Origin of the sequence: Lonsdalea britannica (genome assembly GCF_946477055.1) — a bacterium.
GTDB classification, from domain to species: Bacteria; Pseudomonadota; Gammaproteobacteria; order Enterobacterales; family Enterobacteriaceae; genus Lonsdalea; species Lonsdalea britannica_A.
Genome location: NZ_CAMKXG010000040.1, coordinates 1 through 18,132, shown reverse-complemented (window position 1 = coordinate 18,132; position 18,132 = coordinate 1). Strand labels below are relative to the sequence as shown.

The following is an 18,132-nucleotide window of genomic DNA, read 5'->3' as shown; positions in this document are numbered from 1 at the left end:
CCAAGATCAAACAGCGCGTCAATGAGCTGCTGGAACTGGTTGGGCTGTCGGATAAACACGATGTGTATCCCGCCAATCTTTCAGGCGGACAGAAACAGCGCGTTGCCATCGCCCGCGCATTGGCCAGTAATCCCAAGGTTCTGTTGTGTGATGAAGCCACCAGCGCGCTGGACCCGGCCACCACTCGCGCTATTTTGGAGTTGCTGAAAGATATCAATCGCCGTCTGGGATTGACCATTCTGCTGATCACCCACGAAATGGATGTCGTGAAGCGTATCTGCGATCAGGTCGCCGTGATTAGTGAAGGACGTCTGATCGAGCAGGACACCGTAGGGCAGATGTTCTCTCATCCCAAAACGCCGCTGGCTCAGAAATTCATCCACTCCACGTTACATCTGGATATTCCGGACGACTATGTCGCACGCATGACGCCGACGCCTCATGAAGGCAGTATTCCTTTACTGCGCATGGAGTTTACCGGTCAGTCTGTGGATGCTCCCTTACTGTCTGAAATCGCACGGCGCTTCAACGTTAACAACAATATTATCAGTGCGCAGATGGATTACGCAGGCGGCGTTAAGTTCGGCGTCATGCTGGCGGAAATGGCCGGCACGGAAGCAGAGACCACCGCAGCAATCAAATTCCTGCAAGATAACCATGCAAATATAGAGGTACTCGGTTATGTCTGAAGCCATGATGTGGTTAATGGCCCGCGGCGTGTGGGAAACAATTGTGATGACCCTGGTTTCAGGCTTCTTCGGTTTCGTTCTGGGGCTGCCTGTCGGCGTTCTTCTTTATATAACGCGTCCGGGACAGATTATTGCCAATCCCAAACTTTATCGGGCGCTTTCGGCCATCGTGAATATCTTCCGTTCCATCCCTTTCATTATATTGCTGGTGTGGATGATTCCGTTTACCCGCATGATTGTCGGCACCTCGATTGGTCTTCAGGCTGCGATCGTGCCGCTCACCGTCGGTGCAGCACCGTTTATCGCTCGTATGGTGGAAAATGCGCTGTTGGAAATCCCCGGAGGATTGATCGAAGCCGCGCGGGCAATGGGCGCCACGCCGATGCAAATCATTAAAAAGATCTTACTGCCTGAAGCTTTACCGGGTCTGATTAACGCTGCGACCATCACATTGATTACCCTGGTGGGCTATTCTGCAATGGGGGGAGCCGTTGGCGCTGGCGGCCTAGGACAAATCGGTTATCAGTATGGTTATGTCGGTTATAACTCCACGGTGATGAATACAGTATTAGTGCTGTTGGTTGTGTTGGTTTTTATCATTCAATTCTGCGGCGATCGCGCAGTACGGGCTGTCACTCGCAAGTAATTGTTCCATTGCCATGCACCTTGAAAGTGCGTGATAACAAGACTGTTAAGCAGAGGTAAGGAATATGGCTATTAAATTGAAATCTATCGCCGCAGTAGGCGCATTGGTCGGTGCTCTGGCGCTGGCAGGATGCGGGCAGGAAGAAAAAGACCCTAACCATATTAAGGTTGGCGTCATTGTCGGTGCCGAACAGCAAGTCGCGGAAGTGGCTCAGAAAGTGGCCAAGGAAAAATACGGTCTGGATGTTGAGCTGGTGACCTTCAACGATTACGTTCTTCCGAATGAAGCATTGAGCAAAGGCGACATCGATCTGAATGCCTTCCAGCACAAACCGTATCTGGATCAGCAGATCAAAGATCGCGGCTATAAACTGGTTTCTGTCGGTAACACCTTCGTTTACCCCATCGCGGGCTACTCGAAGAAAATCAAATCGCTGAACGAATTGCAGGACGGCGCACAAGTCGCTATTCCTAACGACCCGACCAACCTGGGCCGTTCCCTGCTGCTGCTTCAGAAAGTCGGTCTGATCAAGCTGAAAGACAATGTTGGACTGCTGCCGACCTCACTAGATATCGTCGAAAACCCGAAACATGTGAAGCTGGTAGAACTGGAAGCGCCGCAGTTACCGCGCTCGCTGGATGATGACCAGATCGCTCTGGCCGTTATCAATACCACTTACGCCAGCCAGATCAATCTGACGCCCTCCAAAGACGGATTGTTTGTAGAGGATAAAGACTCTCCTTACGTCAATCTGCTGGTGGCCCGTGAAGACAATAAAGATGCGGAAAACGTGAAGAAGTTCGTCAGCGCGTATCAGTCTGATGAAGTGAATCAGGCCGCATTGAAAACGTTTAATGGCGGTGCCGTCAAAGGCTGGTAAGTTTCTCATTGCAGGAAACGATAAAATATCCTACTGACGGGCCTCGGCCCGTCTTGTTATTTTTCGCGTAGCTTGCTTCAATAAGCGCACTTATGAAAGCCAGAGGAAAAGCTATGCGTGTCATGCCCATTGTAATGTTATCGCTGTCGCTGACAGGATGTTCTCTGCTACACAAATCGAATACACCCTCCACATCCCAGCCCCAGACACCGCCAGCCGTTGAAACAACACCTAAAACCAAACCGGCTCCCCCGGCTACGCCGGCCGTTCTGTATAAAAGCGCTGAAGAGCTGGTAGGAAAACCTTTCCACGATATGGGCGAAGTCTCCGGTTCCTCATGCCAGGCAACGGCGCAGGATCCCCAGCCCAGCATCGCGACCGCGCGAAAAAGATTGCAAAGTCGGGCGACCAGTCTGAAAGCGAATGCGGTCCTGCTGCATGAGTGCCAGATTGTGAGCGATGTCGACAGCTGCTATCGTCAGGCCATCTGTGAAGGCACTGCGCTGAAAGTCTCCTCTCAATGAGCGAGTTTTGCTTCGATCAGATCGGTGTTATCCGCTCCCCTTATAAAGAGAAGTTTGCCGTCCCCCGACAGCCGGGCCTGATTGAAGATGGTGGAGGTGAACTACACCTGCTGCCGCCCTACAACCAGCCAGAAGCCGTGCGCGGGCTTTCCGACTTCAGCCATCTATGGGTGCTGTTCGTGTTTCATCAAACGGCGTCTGCTGGCTGGCGCCCCACTGTGCGGCCTCCTCGTCTGGGAGGTAATGCGCGTATGGGCGTCTTCGCTACCCGTTCAACGTTTCGCCCCAATCCTGTCGGGATGTCTTTGGTGGAACTGAAAGGCGTGCGCGCCGACAAGCACGAGCTAGTGCTGGAACTCGGTAGCCTGGATCTGGTGGATGGCACGCCAGTCATTGATATCAAGCCTTACCTCCCCTTCGCTGAAAGCCAGCCACAGGCACAAGCCGGTTTTGCGCCCTGCGCGCCGTATGCGGATATGCCGGTGACATTCTCTCCGCTGGCGGAACAACAGCTGATCGCATGGCACGATCGCTATCCTCATTTACGCCGCTTCATCACGCAGGTATTAGCGCAAGATCCGCGTCCGGCCTATCGCAAAACGAGCCATGATGACAAGGAATATGCCGCGCTATTACTGGAATTCAACGTGCGTTGGAGGGTGACCGGCGAACAAACAGAAGTAATATGCCTGGATAGCCGTTAAAAAACGTCTGCATCTCTTTTGGGGAACGTTCCTCGCTGGTAAACTAAGCCACTTTTTATTTATGCTCAGGCCCCATCGGCCCACGCCATTTATCGTTCTTACGGAACTACAACACCATGCGTACAAGTCAATATTTGCTCTCCACTCAAAAGGAGACGCCCGCCGACGCCGAGGTTATCAGTCATCAGCTGATGCTGCGCGCAGGAATGATTCGTAAACTCGCCTCAGGTCTCTATACCTGGTTGCCGACGGGTTTGCGCGTTTTGAAAAAAGTCGAAAATATCGTGCGTGAAGAAATGAACAGCGCCGGCGGCATCGAAATTTCGATGCCTGTTGTTCAGCCTGCGGACCTGTGGCAGGAGAGCGGTCGTTGGGAGCAGTATGGTCCCGAGCTGCTGCGCTTCGCCGATCGCGGCGAGCGTCCGTTTGTGTTGGGCCCGACGCATGAAGAAGTCATCACCGATCTGGTGCGTAATGAAATCAGCTCGTACAAACAGCTGCCGCTGACGTTCTACCAGATCCAGACCAAGTTCCGTGACGAAGTCCGTCCGCGCTTCGGTATCATGCGCGCGCGCGAGTTCCTGATGAAAGACGCTTACTCTTTCCATACTTCTCAGGAATCCCTGCAGGCCACGTATGATGCGCTGTATTCGGCATACACCAAAATTTTCAGCCGGATGGATCTGAACTTCCGCGCCGTACAGGCAGACACCGGTTCTATCGGCGGCAGCACGTCTCACGAATTCCAAGTACTGGCCGCCTGTGGCGAAGACGATATCGTCTTTTCTACTGAATCCGACTTCGCCGCGAATATCGAGTTAGCCGAAGCGGTAGCGCCACACGTTGAACGCGCCGCGCCGACGCAGGACATGACGCTGGTAGAAACGCCCAACGCCAAAACCATCGCCGAGCTGGTCGAACAGTTCAACGTTCCGGTAGAAAAAACGGTTAAAACGCTGCTGGTGAAAGCGACGGAAGAAAGCGCTCATCCGTTGGTTGCCCTGCTGGTTCGCGGCGATCACGAACTGAACGAAGTGAAGGCCGAAAAACTGGAGCTGGTCGCCAGCCCGCTGACTTTCGCCACGGAAGAAGAAATTCGCGCGCTGGTGAATGCAGGTCCGGGATCGCTGGGTCCCGTCAATCTGTCCTTGCCGGTCGTTATCGACAGAACTGTTGCCGTGATGAGCGATTTCAGCGCGGGCGCCAACATCGACGGTAAACACTATTTCGGCATCAACTGGGAGCGTGACGTCGCGCTACCGCAGGTTGCTGATCTCCGTAAAGTGGTTGAAGGCGATCAGAGCCCAGACGGCAAAGGCACGCTGCAGATCAAACGCGGTATCGAAGTAGGTCATATCTTCCAGCTTGGCACCAAATACTCAGAAGCCATGAAGGCGACGGTTCAGGGCGAAGACGGCCGTAACCAGACGCTGACGATGGGCTGCTATGGTATTGGCATCTCCCGTGTGATCGCCGCTGCGATTGAACAGAACCATGACGATCGCGGGATTATCTGGCCGGACGTACTCGCACCGTTCCAGGTCGCTATTCTGCCGATGAACATGCATAAATCCTTCCGCGTAAAAGAAGTCGCAGAACGTATTTATCAGCAGTTGCGCGATAACGGCGTGGAAGTCTTGATGGACGACCGTAAAGAACGGCCTGGCGTGATGTTCGCGGACATGGAGCTGATCGGTATTCCTCACACTATCGTGATTGGCGATCGTAACCTGGACAACGAGGATATCGAGTACAAAAACCGTCGTCAGGGTGAGAAACAAATGATTAAGACGGATGAGGTGGTGGACTTCCTGCTTTCGCAGGTCGTGCGTTAATCACACTCCGGTTTCAGTCATAAAAAATGGTGGGTTCCCCCACCATTTTTTTATTCTCGTCACCGTGATTAGTGGTGATTATGCACGGAACAGCTCTTCAATATCGAGCCCCTGCATTTGCAGGATTTCACGCAGACGACGCAGTCCTTCAACCTGAATCTGACGCACGCGTTCGCGAGTCAGACCAATTTCACGACCAACATCTTCCAGCGTGGCCGCCTCATAACCCAGAAGGCCGAAGCGACGAGCAAGAACTTCTCGCTGTTTTGCATTTAGTTCGAACAACCATTTAACGATATTTTGCTTCATATCGTTATCCTGCGTAGTGTCCTCAGGACCGTTGTCTTTCTCATCGGCCAGAATATCCAGCAACGCCTTTTCAGAATCTCCGCCCAGCGGCGTGTCAACGGAAGTGATACGTTCGTTCAGACGCAACATACGGTTCACGTCATCAACTGGTTTATCGAGCTGTTCGGCAATTTCTTCCGCACTGGGCTCATGATCTAGCTTATGGGATAACTCGCGTGCTGTGCGCAGGTAAACATTAAGTTCTTTGACAATGTGAATAGGTAAACGAATGGTGCGGGTTTGATTCATGATCGCCCGCTCTATGGTCTGCCTGATCCACCAGGTTGCATACGTTGAAAAACGAAACCCTCTTTCTGGGTCAAACTTCTCAACGGCTCGGATCAGACCAAGGTTCCCTTCTTCAATCAGGTCCAGCAAGGCTAGCCCCCGATTGTTATAGCGACGGGCGATTTTCACCACCAACCGCAGGTTACTCTCGATCATACGTTTGCGTGATGATACGTCACCACGCAACGCTCGCCGGGCAAAATAAACCTCTTCTTCGGCGGTTAAAAGAGGCGAATAGCCAATTTCTCCCAGATAGAGTTGAGTAGCATCTAGAACACGCTGGGTGCTAACTTGTGACAATAACTCATCATCTAAAGAGTCATTGTCACTGGTTTCTTCCTCAGCCAGCGCTTTATCGTCAAATACGTCAAGCCCATTCTCGTCGAAATCAGTATCTTCATGTAACTCGTTAACTTTCAGCGTACTTTGGCTCATAAGCGGCTCCTACCCGTGATCCCTTGGCAGAATACCGAAGCACTCTGCCCGATTTATCGCTGCGGAATAAAACGCAGCGGGTTTACGGATTTCCCCTTGTAACGAATTTCAAAATGCAAGCGTACTGAACTGGTTCCGGTGCTACCCATGGTAGCTATTTGTTGTCCCGCCTTAACCTCTTGTTGTTCCCGGACCAGCATGGTTTCGTTATGGGCATAGGCGCTCAGGTAGTCATCATTATGCTTGATGATTATCAGATTCCCGTAACCGCGCAAAGCGTTGCCCGCGTACACCACACGCCCTCCGGCGGTAGCAACCACGGTCTGCCCACGTGAGCCAGCGATATCAATCCCTTTATTTCCCCCCTCAGAGGCTGAGAAATTATCTATGACTTTCCCATCTGTAGGCCAACGCCAACCAGTAATAGCGGCATTGCTGCTGCTAGGTACCGGCGTTGGTTCGGTAGCAGGAGCGGAAACTGCAGCCCCTGTAGCAGGTAACATCTTACCCACATTCTGTTTACCCGAATTTGCAGAATACGCATTAGTTGAGGTGGAATCAACCTGTGAAGTTTGTATTTGCGTACTGCTCGACGGCTGAGAAACTCCTCCTGCCGCTGCATTCGCTGGAAGCATATGCCCACTACGTGAACTGGAAGTGGTCATAACGGGGGCTGACGGCACGCTGGCGACCGCCATGCCCTGCCCTGCGCTGGTGTTCATATTGTTGCCCAACGCCAAACTCTGCCCGACATTCAAACTGTAAGGTTCTGGGATATTATTGCGCTGTGCCAGCTCACGGTAATCATTACCCGTGATCCACGCGATGTAGAACAGCGTATCGCCGCGTTTTACGGTGTAGGTATTCCCGGTATAGCTACCCTTAGGAATCGCGTCATAGCTGCGGTTATAGACGATTTTACCGCCTTGCGAGGCAGCAGGAGTGGAAATAACCGGCGTGCTGACAGCCGCGACAGGTCGTGAGTTCGCCGATGAAGAGAGGCGTGGTGGTGAAGCGATCGCGCCGCTACGGCCAGAGGCATTGCCACCATCGCCCACGCTGCTGATTGAGGCAGGCTGATCGTTACCGTCGGCGCAGCCCGCCAACCCCAGAGCAATTGCCGTACATACCGCGAGCTGACGCCAGTTCATCATTTGGCTCCCCATGCGCCGAATCCCCCTATGACCCAAAATTGACTCGTTAAATACCGCTCGCTGTCTCGAAAATTGGCGATATTGCCAAGCACAGGAACGCGTCGTTCCATTGTAAACTCAGCAACGCGCCGCCGTGATCGTTATCGAAACGGACACCGGCGGGCCACCAGAGACAGCACCATTCGTTGATGCTAGCAATATCAACAAATTAGTACCATAAGATAGTTGTATTGAAATTTTAAGGCGGGCACGCGCTCAGCACGAAGCATCAGGCCAGTTCGCCTTTGACCAGAGGCACAAAGCGAACCCCCTCAACGGTTTGAATAATCAACTCGCCGTTGATGCGCTGAACCACCTTGAGCGTTTGCTGCTCTTCGCCAACCGGCAATACCATGATGCCGCCTTCATCCAGCTGTTCCATCAGGGCAACAGGAATTTCCGGCGGCGCAGCCGTGACGATAATCGCATCGAAAGGCCCTTTGGACGCCCATCCCAACCAGCCGTCACCATGCCGCGTAGAGACATTATGCAAATCGAGCTGTTTGAGACGACGTTTAGCCTGCCACTGGAGTCCCTTGATCCGCTCCACAGAGCACACGTGCTGCACCAGATGCGCTAGCACGGCGGTTTGATAACCCGACCCCGTGCCTATCTCCAGAACCCGGGATACGGGCGTCAGGCGCAGCAATTCGGTCATTCTGGCGACCATGTAAGGTTGGGAAATAGTCTGTCCAGAACCGATGGGCAACGCCGTATTTTCATAGGCTTTGTGTTCAAAGGCTTCATCGACGAAGCGCTCCCGCGGTACGGCGGCCATCGCCTGTAACAGGCGTTCATCCTTAATTCCCTGCTGACTCAACTGTTTCAGTAATGTCTGCACGCGTTTGTTCACCATTCCCCGCAAACCCCAGCTTTGGCTAACCTCATCAATGTTGTTTGTGCTGTTCGGACAGAGGCTCGCCCCTGTCACAGCGTAGTGATCTCCGTCGCGATCAAGACACCGCTACATCCCGCTGTCGAACTCCTGTTCTTCAACCTGCATCAGCTCACGCACAACGCTGGTGGCATAACAGCCTGACGGCAACCAGAAACGTACGGTGACGACGTCGTCATTCTGCCACGACCACGCCATGTGTTGTGGATACAATAAGATAGCTCTGCGCGCGGGCTCCAGACGCTCCCGACGCAGCAGCGACAGCAATAATTCGTTATCTTCCAGACAGGACGCTTCAAACGCCAGCGCATCGGCCTGTGTTCCCGGCTCCCCGTCGCCCGGCAGCGGCGCCGTCACCTGCAGTTCGTTTTCATCAATACGCCGTTGCAATGTCTCCAGCTCGTCTGGCTGTGCAACGAACCAGCTACCGCGACCGGTCAATTGCAGCGCATCTCCGTTCAATACGGTTTTTTCCAGCTTTTGCGTCAAGCGGGCGCTGGTGACACGGTTAAACAGCTCGCTACGACTGGCCGAAAGATAAAAACTGCGTTTACCGCGTTCTTTCACACGGATCTCATTATTCGCCCAGCGCCGAGCCTGTTCCAGGTTATTGCCGTTACGACCAAAACGCTGGCTGCCGAAATAGTTGGGGACGCCCTGTTCGGCTATGCGTTGTAACCGCGTCTCGATTTCCGCTCTGTCGCTGATTTGACGAAGCACCAGCGTGAAAGCATTCCCCTGCAGGCTACCGATGCGCAGTTTACGGCGGTGACGCGCCGTTTCCAGAATTTCACAGCCTTCCAGCTCAAAACTCCGCCAGTCTGGATCGGCTTTACCCGGCATATGCAGGCCGAACCATTGTTCGGTCACGGCGTGGCGGTCTTTCAGACCCGCATAGCTGACCGCGCGGGCCGGCAGACGAGCGAACTTTGCCAGCGCTTCGGCGACAAAGGACGTATTGCAGCCCCGTTTACGCACCCGGACCAGCACATGCTCGCCGTCGCCATCTGGCTGAAATCCGAGATCTTCAATCACCTCAAAGTCTTCTGCCGACGCTTTCAGCACGCCGCTTGCGGCAGGCTTACCGTGCATCCAGTAGAGCTCGTTAGAGGTTTCCATCACCATGCCACCACTCCCGACGCATCGCTTTTCACCAACAGAGCCACCGCCTCACAGGCAATTCCCTCGCCGCGTCCGGTAAACCCTAGCTGCTCGGTGGTCGTCGCTTTCACGTTGACGTCATCCATATGGCACTGAAGATCTTCCGCAAGATTGACTCTCATTTGCGGGATGTGCGGCGCCATTTTCGGCGCCTGAGCGATAATGGTCACGTCCACGTTGCCCAGGCGATAACCTTTCTCAGCGATACGGCGCCAGGCTTGCCGCAACAGTTCGCGACTGTCCGCGCCCTTGAAGGCGGGGTCGGTATCCGGAAACAGTTTGCCGATATCGCCCAGCGCGGCGGCGCCCAACAGCGCGTCGGTGACGGCATGCAACACCACGTCGCCGTCGGAGTGCGCCAGCAAACCTTGGGTATAGGGAACTCTTACACCACCGAGCACAAGCGGGCCTTCGCCACCGAATTTATGGACATCAAAACCGTGACCGATACGCATCGCACACGCTCCTTTGTTTATACAATAGTTTGATTTTCAAGGTTACGAGTCAGATAAAACTCCGCCAGCGCCAGATCTTCCGGTCGGGTGACTTTGATATTATCCGCCCGTCCGCTGACGATCTGAGGATGGTAACCGCAAAACTCTAATGCCGACGCTTCATCGGTAATCTCCGCCCCTTCGGACAGCGCGCGTTCCAGGCTGTTTTTCAGCAGCGTCAGCGGGAACAGCTGTGGGGTCAGGGCATGCCAGAGCGCGTTACGCTCTACCGTATGCTCAATATCGCCCTGCGCATTGCCGCGCTTCATGGTATCACGCACCGGCGCGGCCAAAATGCCCCCGACGTCGCTTTGCGAAGTCAGCTCAAGCAAACGAGACAAATCGTCTGGGTGCAGGCACGGCCGAGCGGCATCATGCACCAGTACCCATTCTACACCCTGAACCTGCTGCAAACCGGCCAGCACAGAGTCGGCTCTTTGCCGTCCGCCTTGCACGACCTGAATGCGAGGATCGGACGCCAGCGGCAGCGTTTGAAAGTAGTCGTCATCAGGGCTGATTGCGATAATGGCCTTACGAATACGGGGATGCTGAAACAGCGCGTCCAGCGTATGTTCCAGAATCGTTTTGTTACCGATGTTCAAATATTGTTTCGGGCGATCGACCTGCATTCTGCTGCCGTTTCCGGCGGCAGGCAATACGGCGATCACTTCAGACAGGTCGTCCTTCGGAGTCAACATACCTAGCGTGGAGTCGAATAAGGGGAAGATTGAGGGGACGTAGAGGTCGAGTTGGCCTGATGGCCCGACTGGTTTGGCACCAGACGATAGAAGGATTCGCCGGGTTTGATCATACTCAGTTCGTTACGCGCACGCTCTTCAATGGCTTCCTGCCCGCCATTGAGATCGTCGATTTCGGCGAACAGCAGTTCATTACGGGATTTCAACTTGGCATTGCTGGCTTGCTGAACGGCAACGCCGTCCTTCACCCGCACCAAATCGTGAATACCGTTTTTTCCCAGCCAGAGCGAATATTGCAGCCAGCCCAGAAGTACCAATAATAACAGCGTCAGTTTTCCCATCCCGCCCCCTGAAAAGCCGCCTAATCATCCCATAACTTTTATCAGGACTCCACTGTGCGGATGCAAATGCTGAATACAATCCGGCACAGGCACTCCAGAACACCGGACACAACGCGTTAGAAGGGAGGAAGGTTCCGGTGCCAGGAGTCCGGCGCAGAGGCCGTCCGGCTATGAATAATAGCCTACCAGCCTGAAATTACCGAAAAGACCAGCCAGAAGCTAAACAGAACGGAACCGCCGCAGCACAGCAGCATCAGCACAACCCGACGCTGCCACAGCAGGCCAAACAGCATGCCCACCAGTACGCAGAGGAGCAATAACGCCAGAAATAGCGGCCAGGTATACAGCATGAGTAGCCGTGTGGCATCAAGGCCGTACAGCCAGAAGGAAAGCGCAAACGCCAGCCAATAAAAACAGAAACCGGCTATCGCCCCGAGGCTGGGGTAAGACACCGGCGTTTCCTGCGAAGGTGGATGGATCTGACGATGCGGCAATAGCGTGACACGCTGTACTGTTTTTCCCATACGACTCGTGTTCCCGGCACAACGCGTTTTGGCAACGCTCAACAAGAATGTTAAGCGTCTATGATAGCCAGACGGCGCAGCATGGCTAACAGTTGAGCGATCAAATCTGTTACTAATTGTTCGCCATCCAGATGGGCTTCCGGATGCTCGGGCGCTTCGTAGATCGAGTCGATCCCGGTGAAGTTGCGCAGCTCGCCTGCGCGGGCTTTCTTGTATAACCCTTTCGGATCGCGCGCTTCGCACACCGCCAGCGGCGTGTCCACAAACACCTCAATAAACTGCCGATCCTCAAGCAGATCGCGCACCATCTGCCGTTCGGCGCGATGCGGCGAAATAAACGCGGTGAGCACCACCAGACCGGCGTCCACCATCAACTTGGCGACTTCCCCAACGCGGCGAATATTCTCGCGCCGGTCGTCATCCGTAAATCCCAGATCGCGACATAAAGCATGCCGGACGTTGTCGCCGTCCAGCAAATAGGTGCTGACGCCCGCGGCGTAGAGCGCCTGCTCCAGCGCCCCCGCCAACGTTGATTTCCCCGAGCCGGACAGCCCGGTAAACCAGATGACCGCGCCGCGATGGCCGTGGCGACGCTCACGGTCCGCTCGCGTCACTGCGTGAGGATGCCACACCACGTTTTCATTCGCAGGCGGCAGGGAATGAGATTCAGACACCTTATTTCCCTCCCAGCAGATCGCGCGCACCCCAATGCGGGAAGTGGCGACGCACCAGGGCGTTCAGCTCCAGTTCAAATGCACTGTAAGCGCCGGGCTCTTCATAGGTCTGTTCAATACCTTCGCGTACCAGACCCGCGCCCACCGTCACATTGCTCAGGCGGTCAATAAAGATCATCCCGCCGGTGACATGGTTGTGCGGATAGCGATCCAGCACCAACGGCTCGTCGAAAGTCAGCTCCACCAGTCCAATACCGTTCAACGGTAACGACTCGGTGACTCGCTGGGTCAGCGTGTTGATTTCAACCTGATACTGAATATTTTCGACTCGCGCCCGCGTTTTTTTGCCCGCGATCTTGATGTCGTAGCTCTGCCCGGCGACCAATGGCTGTTCCGCCATCCACACCACATCCACCTGCGCGCTCTGCACCGCTTCCAGCGTTTCTGCATGGTCCACGATCAGATCGCCACGGCTGATATCAATTTCCTTTTCCAGCACCAGCGTCACCGCTTCTCCGACCTGCGCCTGCGGCAGATCGCCATCAAACGTCACGATACGAGCGATGGCGGATTCCACGCCGGAGGGCAGCACCTTCACGCGCTGGCCGACGTGAACCACGCCGGACGCCACCGTCCCCGCGTAGCCACGGAAATCCAGGTTAGGCCGGTTGACATACTGCACTGGGAAACGCAGAGGCTGCGACAAGCTGTGCGGTGCGACATCCACCGTCTCAAGCACTTCCAGCAGCGTAGGGCCGCTATACCAGCTCATCTGCGTGCTGGCCGTCGCCACGTTATCCCCTTCCAGCGCGGAGAGCGGGACGAAGGTCACTTTGAGATCCGCCGGCAGCTGCTGTGCAAAGTCCAGATAGTCCTGCTTGAACTGTTCGAAGACCGACTGCTGATAGTCGACCAGATCCATTTTGTTGACCGCCACCACCAGATGGCGGATGCCCAGCAGTGTCGCGATGAAGCTATGACGACGAGTCTGATCCAACACGCCTTTGCGGGCATCGATCAGCAGAATCGCCAGTTCACAGGTGGATGCGCCCGTCGCCATGTTACGCGTGTATTGCTCATGCCCCGGGGTGTCGGCAATGATGAATTTACGCTTTTCGGTAGAGAAATAGCGGTAGGCGACGTCGATGGTGATCCCCTGCTCGCGCTCAGCCTGCAGACCGTCGACCAGCAGCGCCAAATCCAGCTTTTCGCCCTGTGTCCCCAACCGTTTGCTGTCGTTGTGCAACGTAGACAGCTGATCTTCGTAGATCTGACGGGTATCGTGCAACAGGCGACCAATCAGGGTGCTTTTACCGTCGTCGACGCTGCCGCAGGTCAGGAAGCGCAGCAGGCTTTTGTCCTGTTGTGCGAGCAAATAGGCTTCGACTCCGCCCTGATCGGCAATCTGTTTGGCAATATCATGATTCATGCAGCAACTCCTCAGAAATATCCCTGACGCTTTTTCAGCTCCATCGACCCGGCCTGATCGCGGTCGATCATCCGTCCCTGACGCTCGCTCGTGGTGGAGACCAACATTTCCTCGATGATCTCCGGCAGAGTCTGCGCCTGCGACTCGACCGCGCCCGTCAGCGGCCAGCATCCCAGCGTGCGGAAACGCACCATGCGCTGGGTAATGGTTTCACCCGGCTGCGGTTCGAAACGGTCGTCATCGACCATCATCAGCATACCGTCACGCTCGACCACCGGGCGCTCTGCGGCCAGATACAGCGGAACGATGTCGATGTTTTCCAGGAAGATGTACTGCCAGATATCCAGCTCAGTCCAGTTGGACAAGGGGAACACGCGGATGCTTTCGCCCTTATTGATCTGGCCGTTGTAGTTACGCCATAGCTCAGGGCGCTGGTTTTTCGGATCCCAGCGATGGAAGCGGTCGCGGAACGAATAGATACGCTCTTTGGCGCGCGATTTTTCTTCGTCGCGCCGCGCGCCGCCGAAGGCCGCATCAAAGCCATATTTGTTCAGCGCCTGCTTTAACCCTTCGGTTTTCATGATGTCGGTATGCTTTGCGCTACCGTGTACGAACGGGTTGATCCCCATCGCGACCCCTTCCGGGTTGCGGTGTACCAGCAGCTCGCAGCCGTATGCCTTGGCCGTGCGGTCACGAAACTCGTACATTTCGCGAAACTTCCAGCCGGTATCGACATGCAGCAGCGGGAATGGCAGCGTGCCGGGGTAGAACGCCTTGCGCGCCAGATGCAGCATCACCGAGGAGTCTTTACCGATGGAATACATCATCACCGGGTTACTGAACTCCGCCGCGACTTCGCGAATGATATGAATACTTTCTGCTTCAAGCTGTTGCAGATGCGTCAGTCTTTTCTCGTCCATAAAATCGTACCTTAAGCCAAATTCACCACTGTTGGCCGACGTTCTGAGGCCGACACCCGCGAATGATCTCCAAACCAGGCGATTTGCTCATGCAAATTCACCACCTCGCCAATCACCAGCAATGCCGGTGTAGCCGCCTGCTGCGCCAGCGGTTCCAACTGTTGCAATGTACCGGTCAGCACCTGCTGATCCCGGCAGGTGCCGCGGCTGATAACGGCGACCGGCGTTGCTGCGGATCGCCCGTTTTCTATCAGCTGACGGCTAATGTCCGCCGCTTTCATCGTGCCCATATAAATCACCAGCGTCTGCCGCTGACGGGCCAGCGTAGACCAGTCCGGCGCTTTGCCGTCGACGCGGTGATGTCCAGTAATGAAAGCCACGCTTTGCGCATAGTCTCGATGCGTCAACGGGATCCCCGCGTAGGCGGTGACGCCCGCCGCGGCCGTCACGCCCGGCACCACCTGGAAGGGGATGCCCGCTTTCGCCACATGCTGCAGCTCCTCGCCGCCACGACCAAAAATAAAGGGATCGCCGCCTTTCAGGCGAACGACCCGTTTGCCCTGCTGCGCCAACGTCACCAGCCGCTGGTTGATCTCGTCCTGCGGCATCAGATGCGCGCTGGCGCGTTTGCCGACGCAAATCATCTCGGCATCGCGTCGAACCAGCTCCAGCACGTCCGCGCTCACCAGATAGTCGTACAACACCACGTCCGCCTGCTGGATAACCTGCAGTCCGCGTAGCGTCAGCAACCCCGCATCGCCCGGACCGGCGCCCACCAGTGACACCTCGCCTTGCTGGTTCTGAGGCGCCATCAGCTGTTCTTCCAGCGCGTCCTCGGCTTCAGTCAGTTTTCCCGACGTCACCAGTGAGGCAAAGCGACTGTCGAACAGGCGCTCCCAGAACCGACGTCGGCCGGTCATCGTCGGCAGTTGCTGTTTGACACGGCTACGCCAGTTGCCCGCCAGCTCGGCCATCTGTCCTAAACGGGAAGGCAGCAACGCCTCCAGCTTTTCGCGCAACAAACGCGCCAGCACCGGCGCAGTGCCGCTGGATGAGATCGCCACCATCAGCGGAGACCGGTCAATCAACGACGGAAAAATGAAGGAGCACTTCGGCTGATCGTCGACCACGTTGACCAGTTTTTGCCGACGATCCGCGGCCTCTGAGACCGCTTCATTGAGCTTAGCATCATCGGTAGCCGCGATGACCAGGAACACCGGGTCCAGCTGCTCAGGACTGAACTCACGGGCAATCCAGGCCACTTTTCCGTCCTGCTGCAAAGCATCAAGCGGGGCGCACAGCTCGCGCGCCGCCACCCGGACCTCTGCGCCCGCCCGCAGCAGCAGCGTGATTTTACGCATGGCTACTTCGCCGCCGCCCACCACCAGCACGGGGCGCTGCCGCAAATCGGCAAATACAGGGAGATAGTTCACAGATGCCTTTACTAAGATAAAAAAGTGATAATGGGACTATAAAACGAGGGGGTAAGCGTATTGAAATGCCGAATTCGCATGATAAGTTCCGTAATGGAATAAAGGATCACTCTACAAGTCGTAAAAAGCGGACTCATACCGTCTACGCGGGCACTTAGCCTTAATCGGTTATCCCGAAATGGGCCAAATGTTCCGTTAATGAATAGCGGCACAGATACGCCTTGACCTCCCGTTGCCAACGTTCGTCCAGCGACGTCACTCGGCTATATGTCGTTCCGGCCAGCGCGCCACGGTCATCATAAGCATTAATCAACGTCTGGTTTATCGCATCCTGATTCAGCTTAGGATTTGACTGCTGCTGACGCGCCAGCGCATCGACCACCCGCTGCCGCTGGGCAACATCTGGCTTCCAGCGCTGGTGATACAAGCCGCTCAGCACGATAAACAGAGGCGGTACGCCTTCGTCTCGCGCGGCCTGTAACCGTGAATGCCCATCTAAAATCACATAGGCTCCCAGTCCCGAGACGAACCACAGCAGAATGGGCGGTAATGCCCCTTCACGCGCTTTTTTACGCCACCACTTCACCCGTGATGAAGCGGGGTCAACTACGGACAGCGGCAGGAGTTGCGTGCTGTCCCACCAGCGGTCGATAAGAAAGACCGAGTCTGACGCGGTCAGATCCGGGATGTCTTCGCCAAATAGATCCCAGCGCGGACAATACTCGCCCGCGGATTGGGGAGCGTGAAAACGCCACGCGTTTATCGGCTGCGGCTGAGTGGTGCGCGGCGCGGCAGGCAACACATAAGGCATCGGCCGCAGCAGCCATTGACCGTTGTTCAGCAGCGGTTGAGGCGAAGAAAGCAAACGTTCGGCAAAGAAGCGACACCACCCTGCCTGACGCGCCGTGGGCGAGTGCACAGCTCCAGCCCGCATGACGTCGGCGGACCGAATCGGGCTGAGTAATGACTGCTGGCGGATGTCTTTGCGCGGACAAAGGACGCTAGCCTCGGCGCCATGCATCGCCATCACCGCCCAGAATAAGGTGTCATCTCCGCAGATCGCCTGCGCCCTACCCTGCGCGCCCACAAGCAGCTGCAGTTTTCCCGACGGTCGCTGGCCGGACGGACTTTCCAGCGCTAATCCCTGCCAGACGCCGTCGCGATCGTCGATGTCTCTCCACCACACTTTCTTCATTTCAGACATTACGCACACGGCTCCATTCTGCAAATGGCGGTAAAAATAACATGTCGCACTGCGGGTATCACGGCGACACGCGATGAATTTATCCGCTGCATCAGTATGTTACCGTCATTATTCAGGGCCTAGTACTCAGGCCGCCGTCGGGTCATCGAACTAAAATAGAAAGGATTATGGATGTCTTGTCGTCACAAGAGAAAGCCCCTCAAACGAGGGGCTTCGGGTCAGCCTTCGTGCAAGCCGCACTCTCGCTTCAGACCAAAGAATCGCGTCTCTTCTTCGCTCATACCCGGCTCCCACTTGCGGGTGGTATGGGTATCGCCCACCGACAGATACCCCTGATCCCACAGCGGGTGATAGCTCAGGCCATTGGCCTTCAGGTACTGATAGACCTGTCGGTTGTCCCAGTCGATGATCGGCAGGAATTTGAATACGCCGCGCTGAATAGCCAGCACCGGCAACGTTTCACGGCTGCTCGCCTGCTCGCGGCGCAGGCCCGCAAACCAGGTTTGCGCACCGAGTTCCTGTAGCGCCCGGTTCATCGGCTCAACCTTGTTCATCTGGTTATAACGCTCGATACCCTCAACGCCCTGCTCCCATAGCTTGCCGTAGCGCGCTTCCTGCCAGGCCGGAGATAGCTCGGCGCGAAACACCTTCAGGTTCAACTTCAGCTGCTCGGTTAGGCTATCGATGAACTGATAGGTTTCCGGGAACAGGTAGCCGGTGTCCGTCAAGACCACCGGAATTTGCGGACACTGCTGGGTGACCAGATGCAGAGAAATCGCCGCCTGAATACCGAAGCTCGACGTCAGCACGAACTCGC

At 55.6% G+C, this 18,132-nt stretch carries 20 protein-coding genes; 6 read left to right on the top strand and 14 right to left on the bottom strand.

Translation table 11 applies throughout. The features are described from left to right. From Q7O77_RS04850 to proS, 6 genes are all read left to right on the top strand, one after another. Positions 1-689: NIL domain-containing protein (locus Q7O77_RS04850; RefSeq protein WP_304163890.1), on the top strand; the 689-nt coding region annotated here is incomplete at its 5' end. Then, positions 682-1,335, top strand: coding sequence for a methionine ABC transporter permease MetI (locus Q7O77_RS04845; protein WP_026739261.1), 654 nt, complete (start codon positions 682-684; stop codon positions 1,333-1,335). The genes Q7O77_RS04850 and Q7O77_RS04845, both read left to right, overlap by 8 nt. Before the next feature lie 64 nt (positions 1,336-1,399). Then, positions 1,400-2,215, top strand: coding sequence for a MetQ/NlpA family lipoprotein (locus Q7O77_RS04840; RefSeq protein ID WP_304163884.1), 816 nt, complete (start codon positions 1,400-1,402; stop codon positions 2,213-2,215). A 113-nt stretch (positions 2,216-2,328) separates the two neighbouring features. Further along, a complete protein-coding gene (gene rcsF / locus Q7O77_RS04835; RefSeq protein ID WP_304163881.1) occupies positions 2,329-2,739 on the top strand; it encodes an Rcs stress response system protein RcsF in 411 nt (136 codons plus the stop codon). Further along, on the top strand, positions 2,736-3,443 hold the full coding sequence (gene tsaA / locus Q7O77_RS04830; protein WP_304163880.1) for a tRNA (N6-threonylcarbamoyladenosine(37)-N6)-methyltransferase TrmO: 708 nt from the start codon (positions 2,736-2,738) through the stop codon (positions 3,441-3,443). The genes rcsF and tsaA overlap by 4 nt, the downstream gene beginning before the upstream one ends. 116 nt (positions 3,444-3,559) lie before the next feature. Continuing rightward, a complete protein-coding gene (proS, locus tag Q7O77_RS04825) occupies positions 3,560-5,278 on the top strand; it encodes a proline--tRNA ligase (protein ID WP_094107225.1) in 1,719 nt (572 codons plus the stop codon). Between the two features lie 78 nt (positions 5,279-5,356). Here proS and rpoS read toward each other — a convergent pair whose 3' ends face one another. From rpoS to Q7O77_RS04755, 14 genes are all read right to left on the bottom strand, one after another. Then, positions 5,357-6,349 (bottom strand): RNA polymerase sigma factor RpoS, encoded by a 993-nt coding sequence (rpoS, locus tag Q7O77_RS04820; protein ID WP_026739256.1) that lies wholly within the window; start codon positions 6,347-6,349, stop codon positions 5,357-5,359. Positions 6,350-6,402: 53 nt separating this feature from the next. Continuing rightward, a complete protein-coding gene (gene nlpD, locus Q7O77_RS04815; protein WP_304163875.1) occupies positions 6,403-7,515 on the bottom strand; it encodes a murein hydrolase activator NlpD in 1,113 nt (370 codons plus the stop codon). A gap of 256 nt (positions 7,516-7,771) precedes the next feature. After that, positions 7,772-8,398, bottom strand: a complete 627-nt coding sequence (locus Q7O77_RS04810; protein WP_304163873.1) for a protein-L-isoaspartate(D-aspartate) O-methyltransferase — start codon at positions 8,396-8,398, stop codon at positions 7,772-7,774. A 108-nt stretch (positions 8,399-8,506) separates the two neighbouring features. Next, on the bottom strand, positions 8,507-9,556 hold the full coding sequence (gene truD / locus Q7O77_RS04805; RefSeq protein ID WP_304163892.1) for a tRNA pseudouridine(13) synthase TruD: 1,050 nt from the start codon (positions 9,554-9,556) through the stop codon (positions 8,507-8,509). Next, positions 9,556-10,053 carry a 2-C-methyl-D-erythritol 2,4-cyclodiphosphate synthase gene (gene ispF, locus Q7O77_RS04800; protein WP_094107222.1) on the bottom strand — a complete coding sequence of 166 codons (498 nt, stop codon included), beginning with the start codon at positions 10,051-10,053 and terminating at the stop codon, positions 9,556-9,558. Before ispF ends, truD begins: the two co-directional genes overlap by 1 nt. Before the next feature lie 17 nt (positions 10,054-10,070). Continuing rightward, positions 10,071-10,790, bottom strand: coding sequence for a 2-C-methyl-D-erythritol 4-phosphate cytidylyltransferase (gene ispD, locus Q7O77_RS04795; RefSeq protein WP_112094703.1), 720 nt, complete (start codon positions 10,788-10,790; stop codon positions 10,071-10,073). A 2-nt stretch (positions 10,791-10,792) separates the two neighbouring features. Further along, a complete protein-coding gene (ftsB, locus tag Q7O77_RS04790; RefSeq protein WP_094118887.1) occupies positions 10,793-11,131 on the bottom strand; it encodes a cell division protein FtsB in 339 nt (112 codons plus the stop codon). A 182-nt stretch (positions 11,132-11,313) separates the two neighbouring features. Continuing rightward, positions 11,314-11,655: a DUF3561 family protein gene (locus tag Q7O77_RS04785; RefSeq protein ID WP_118894573.1), complete on the bottom strand. Its 342-nt coding sequence runs from the start codon at positions 11,653-11,655 to the stop codon at positions 11,314-11,316. 50 nt (positions 11,656-11,705) lie between these two features. Then, positions 11,706-12,329 (bottom strand): adenylyl-sulfate kinase, encoded by a 624-nt coding sequence (gene cysC / locus Q7O77_RS04780; RefSeq protein WP_112094704.1) that lies wholly within the window; start codon positions 12,327-12,329, stop codon positions 11,706-11,708. 1 nt (position 12,330) lies between these two features. Continuing rightward, entirely contained in the window at positions 12,331-13,758 is a 1,428-nt protein-coding gene (gene cysN, locus Q7O77_RS04775) for a sulfate adenylyltransferase subunit CysN (RefSeq protein WP_304163866.1), read from the bottom strand. Positions 13,759-13,769: 11 nt separating this feature from the next. Then, positions 13,770-14,678: a sulfate adenylyltransferase subunit CysD gene (cysD, locus tag Q7O77_RS04770; RefSeq protein ID WP_118894579.1), complete on the bottom strand. Its 909-nt coding sequence runs from the start codon at positions 14,676-14,678 to the stop codon at positions 13,770-13,772. Between the two features lie 11 nt (positions 14,679-14,689). Continuing rightward, entirely contained in the window at positions 14,690-16,111 is a 1,422-nt protein-coding gene (gene cysG, locus Q7O77_RS04765; RefSeq protein WP_304163863.1) for a siroheme synthase CysG, read from the bottom strand. A 160-nt stretch (positions 16,112-16,271) separates the two neighbouring features. Next, complete coding sequence (locus tag Q7O77_RS04760; RefSeq protein ID WP_304163861.1) at positions 16,272-17,315, bottom strand: hypothetical protein; 1,044 nt, start codon at positions 17,313-17,315, stop codon at positions 16,272-16,274. 218 nt (positions 17,316-17,533) lie between these two features. After that, the coding region (locus Q7O77_RS04755; protein ID WP_304163859.1) for a phosphoadenylyl-sulfate reductase at positions 17,534-18,132 on the bottom strand (599 nt) is incomplete at its 5' end.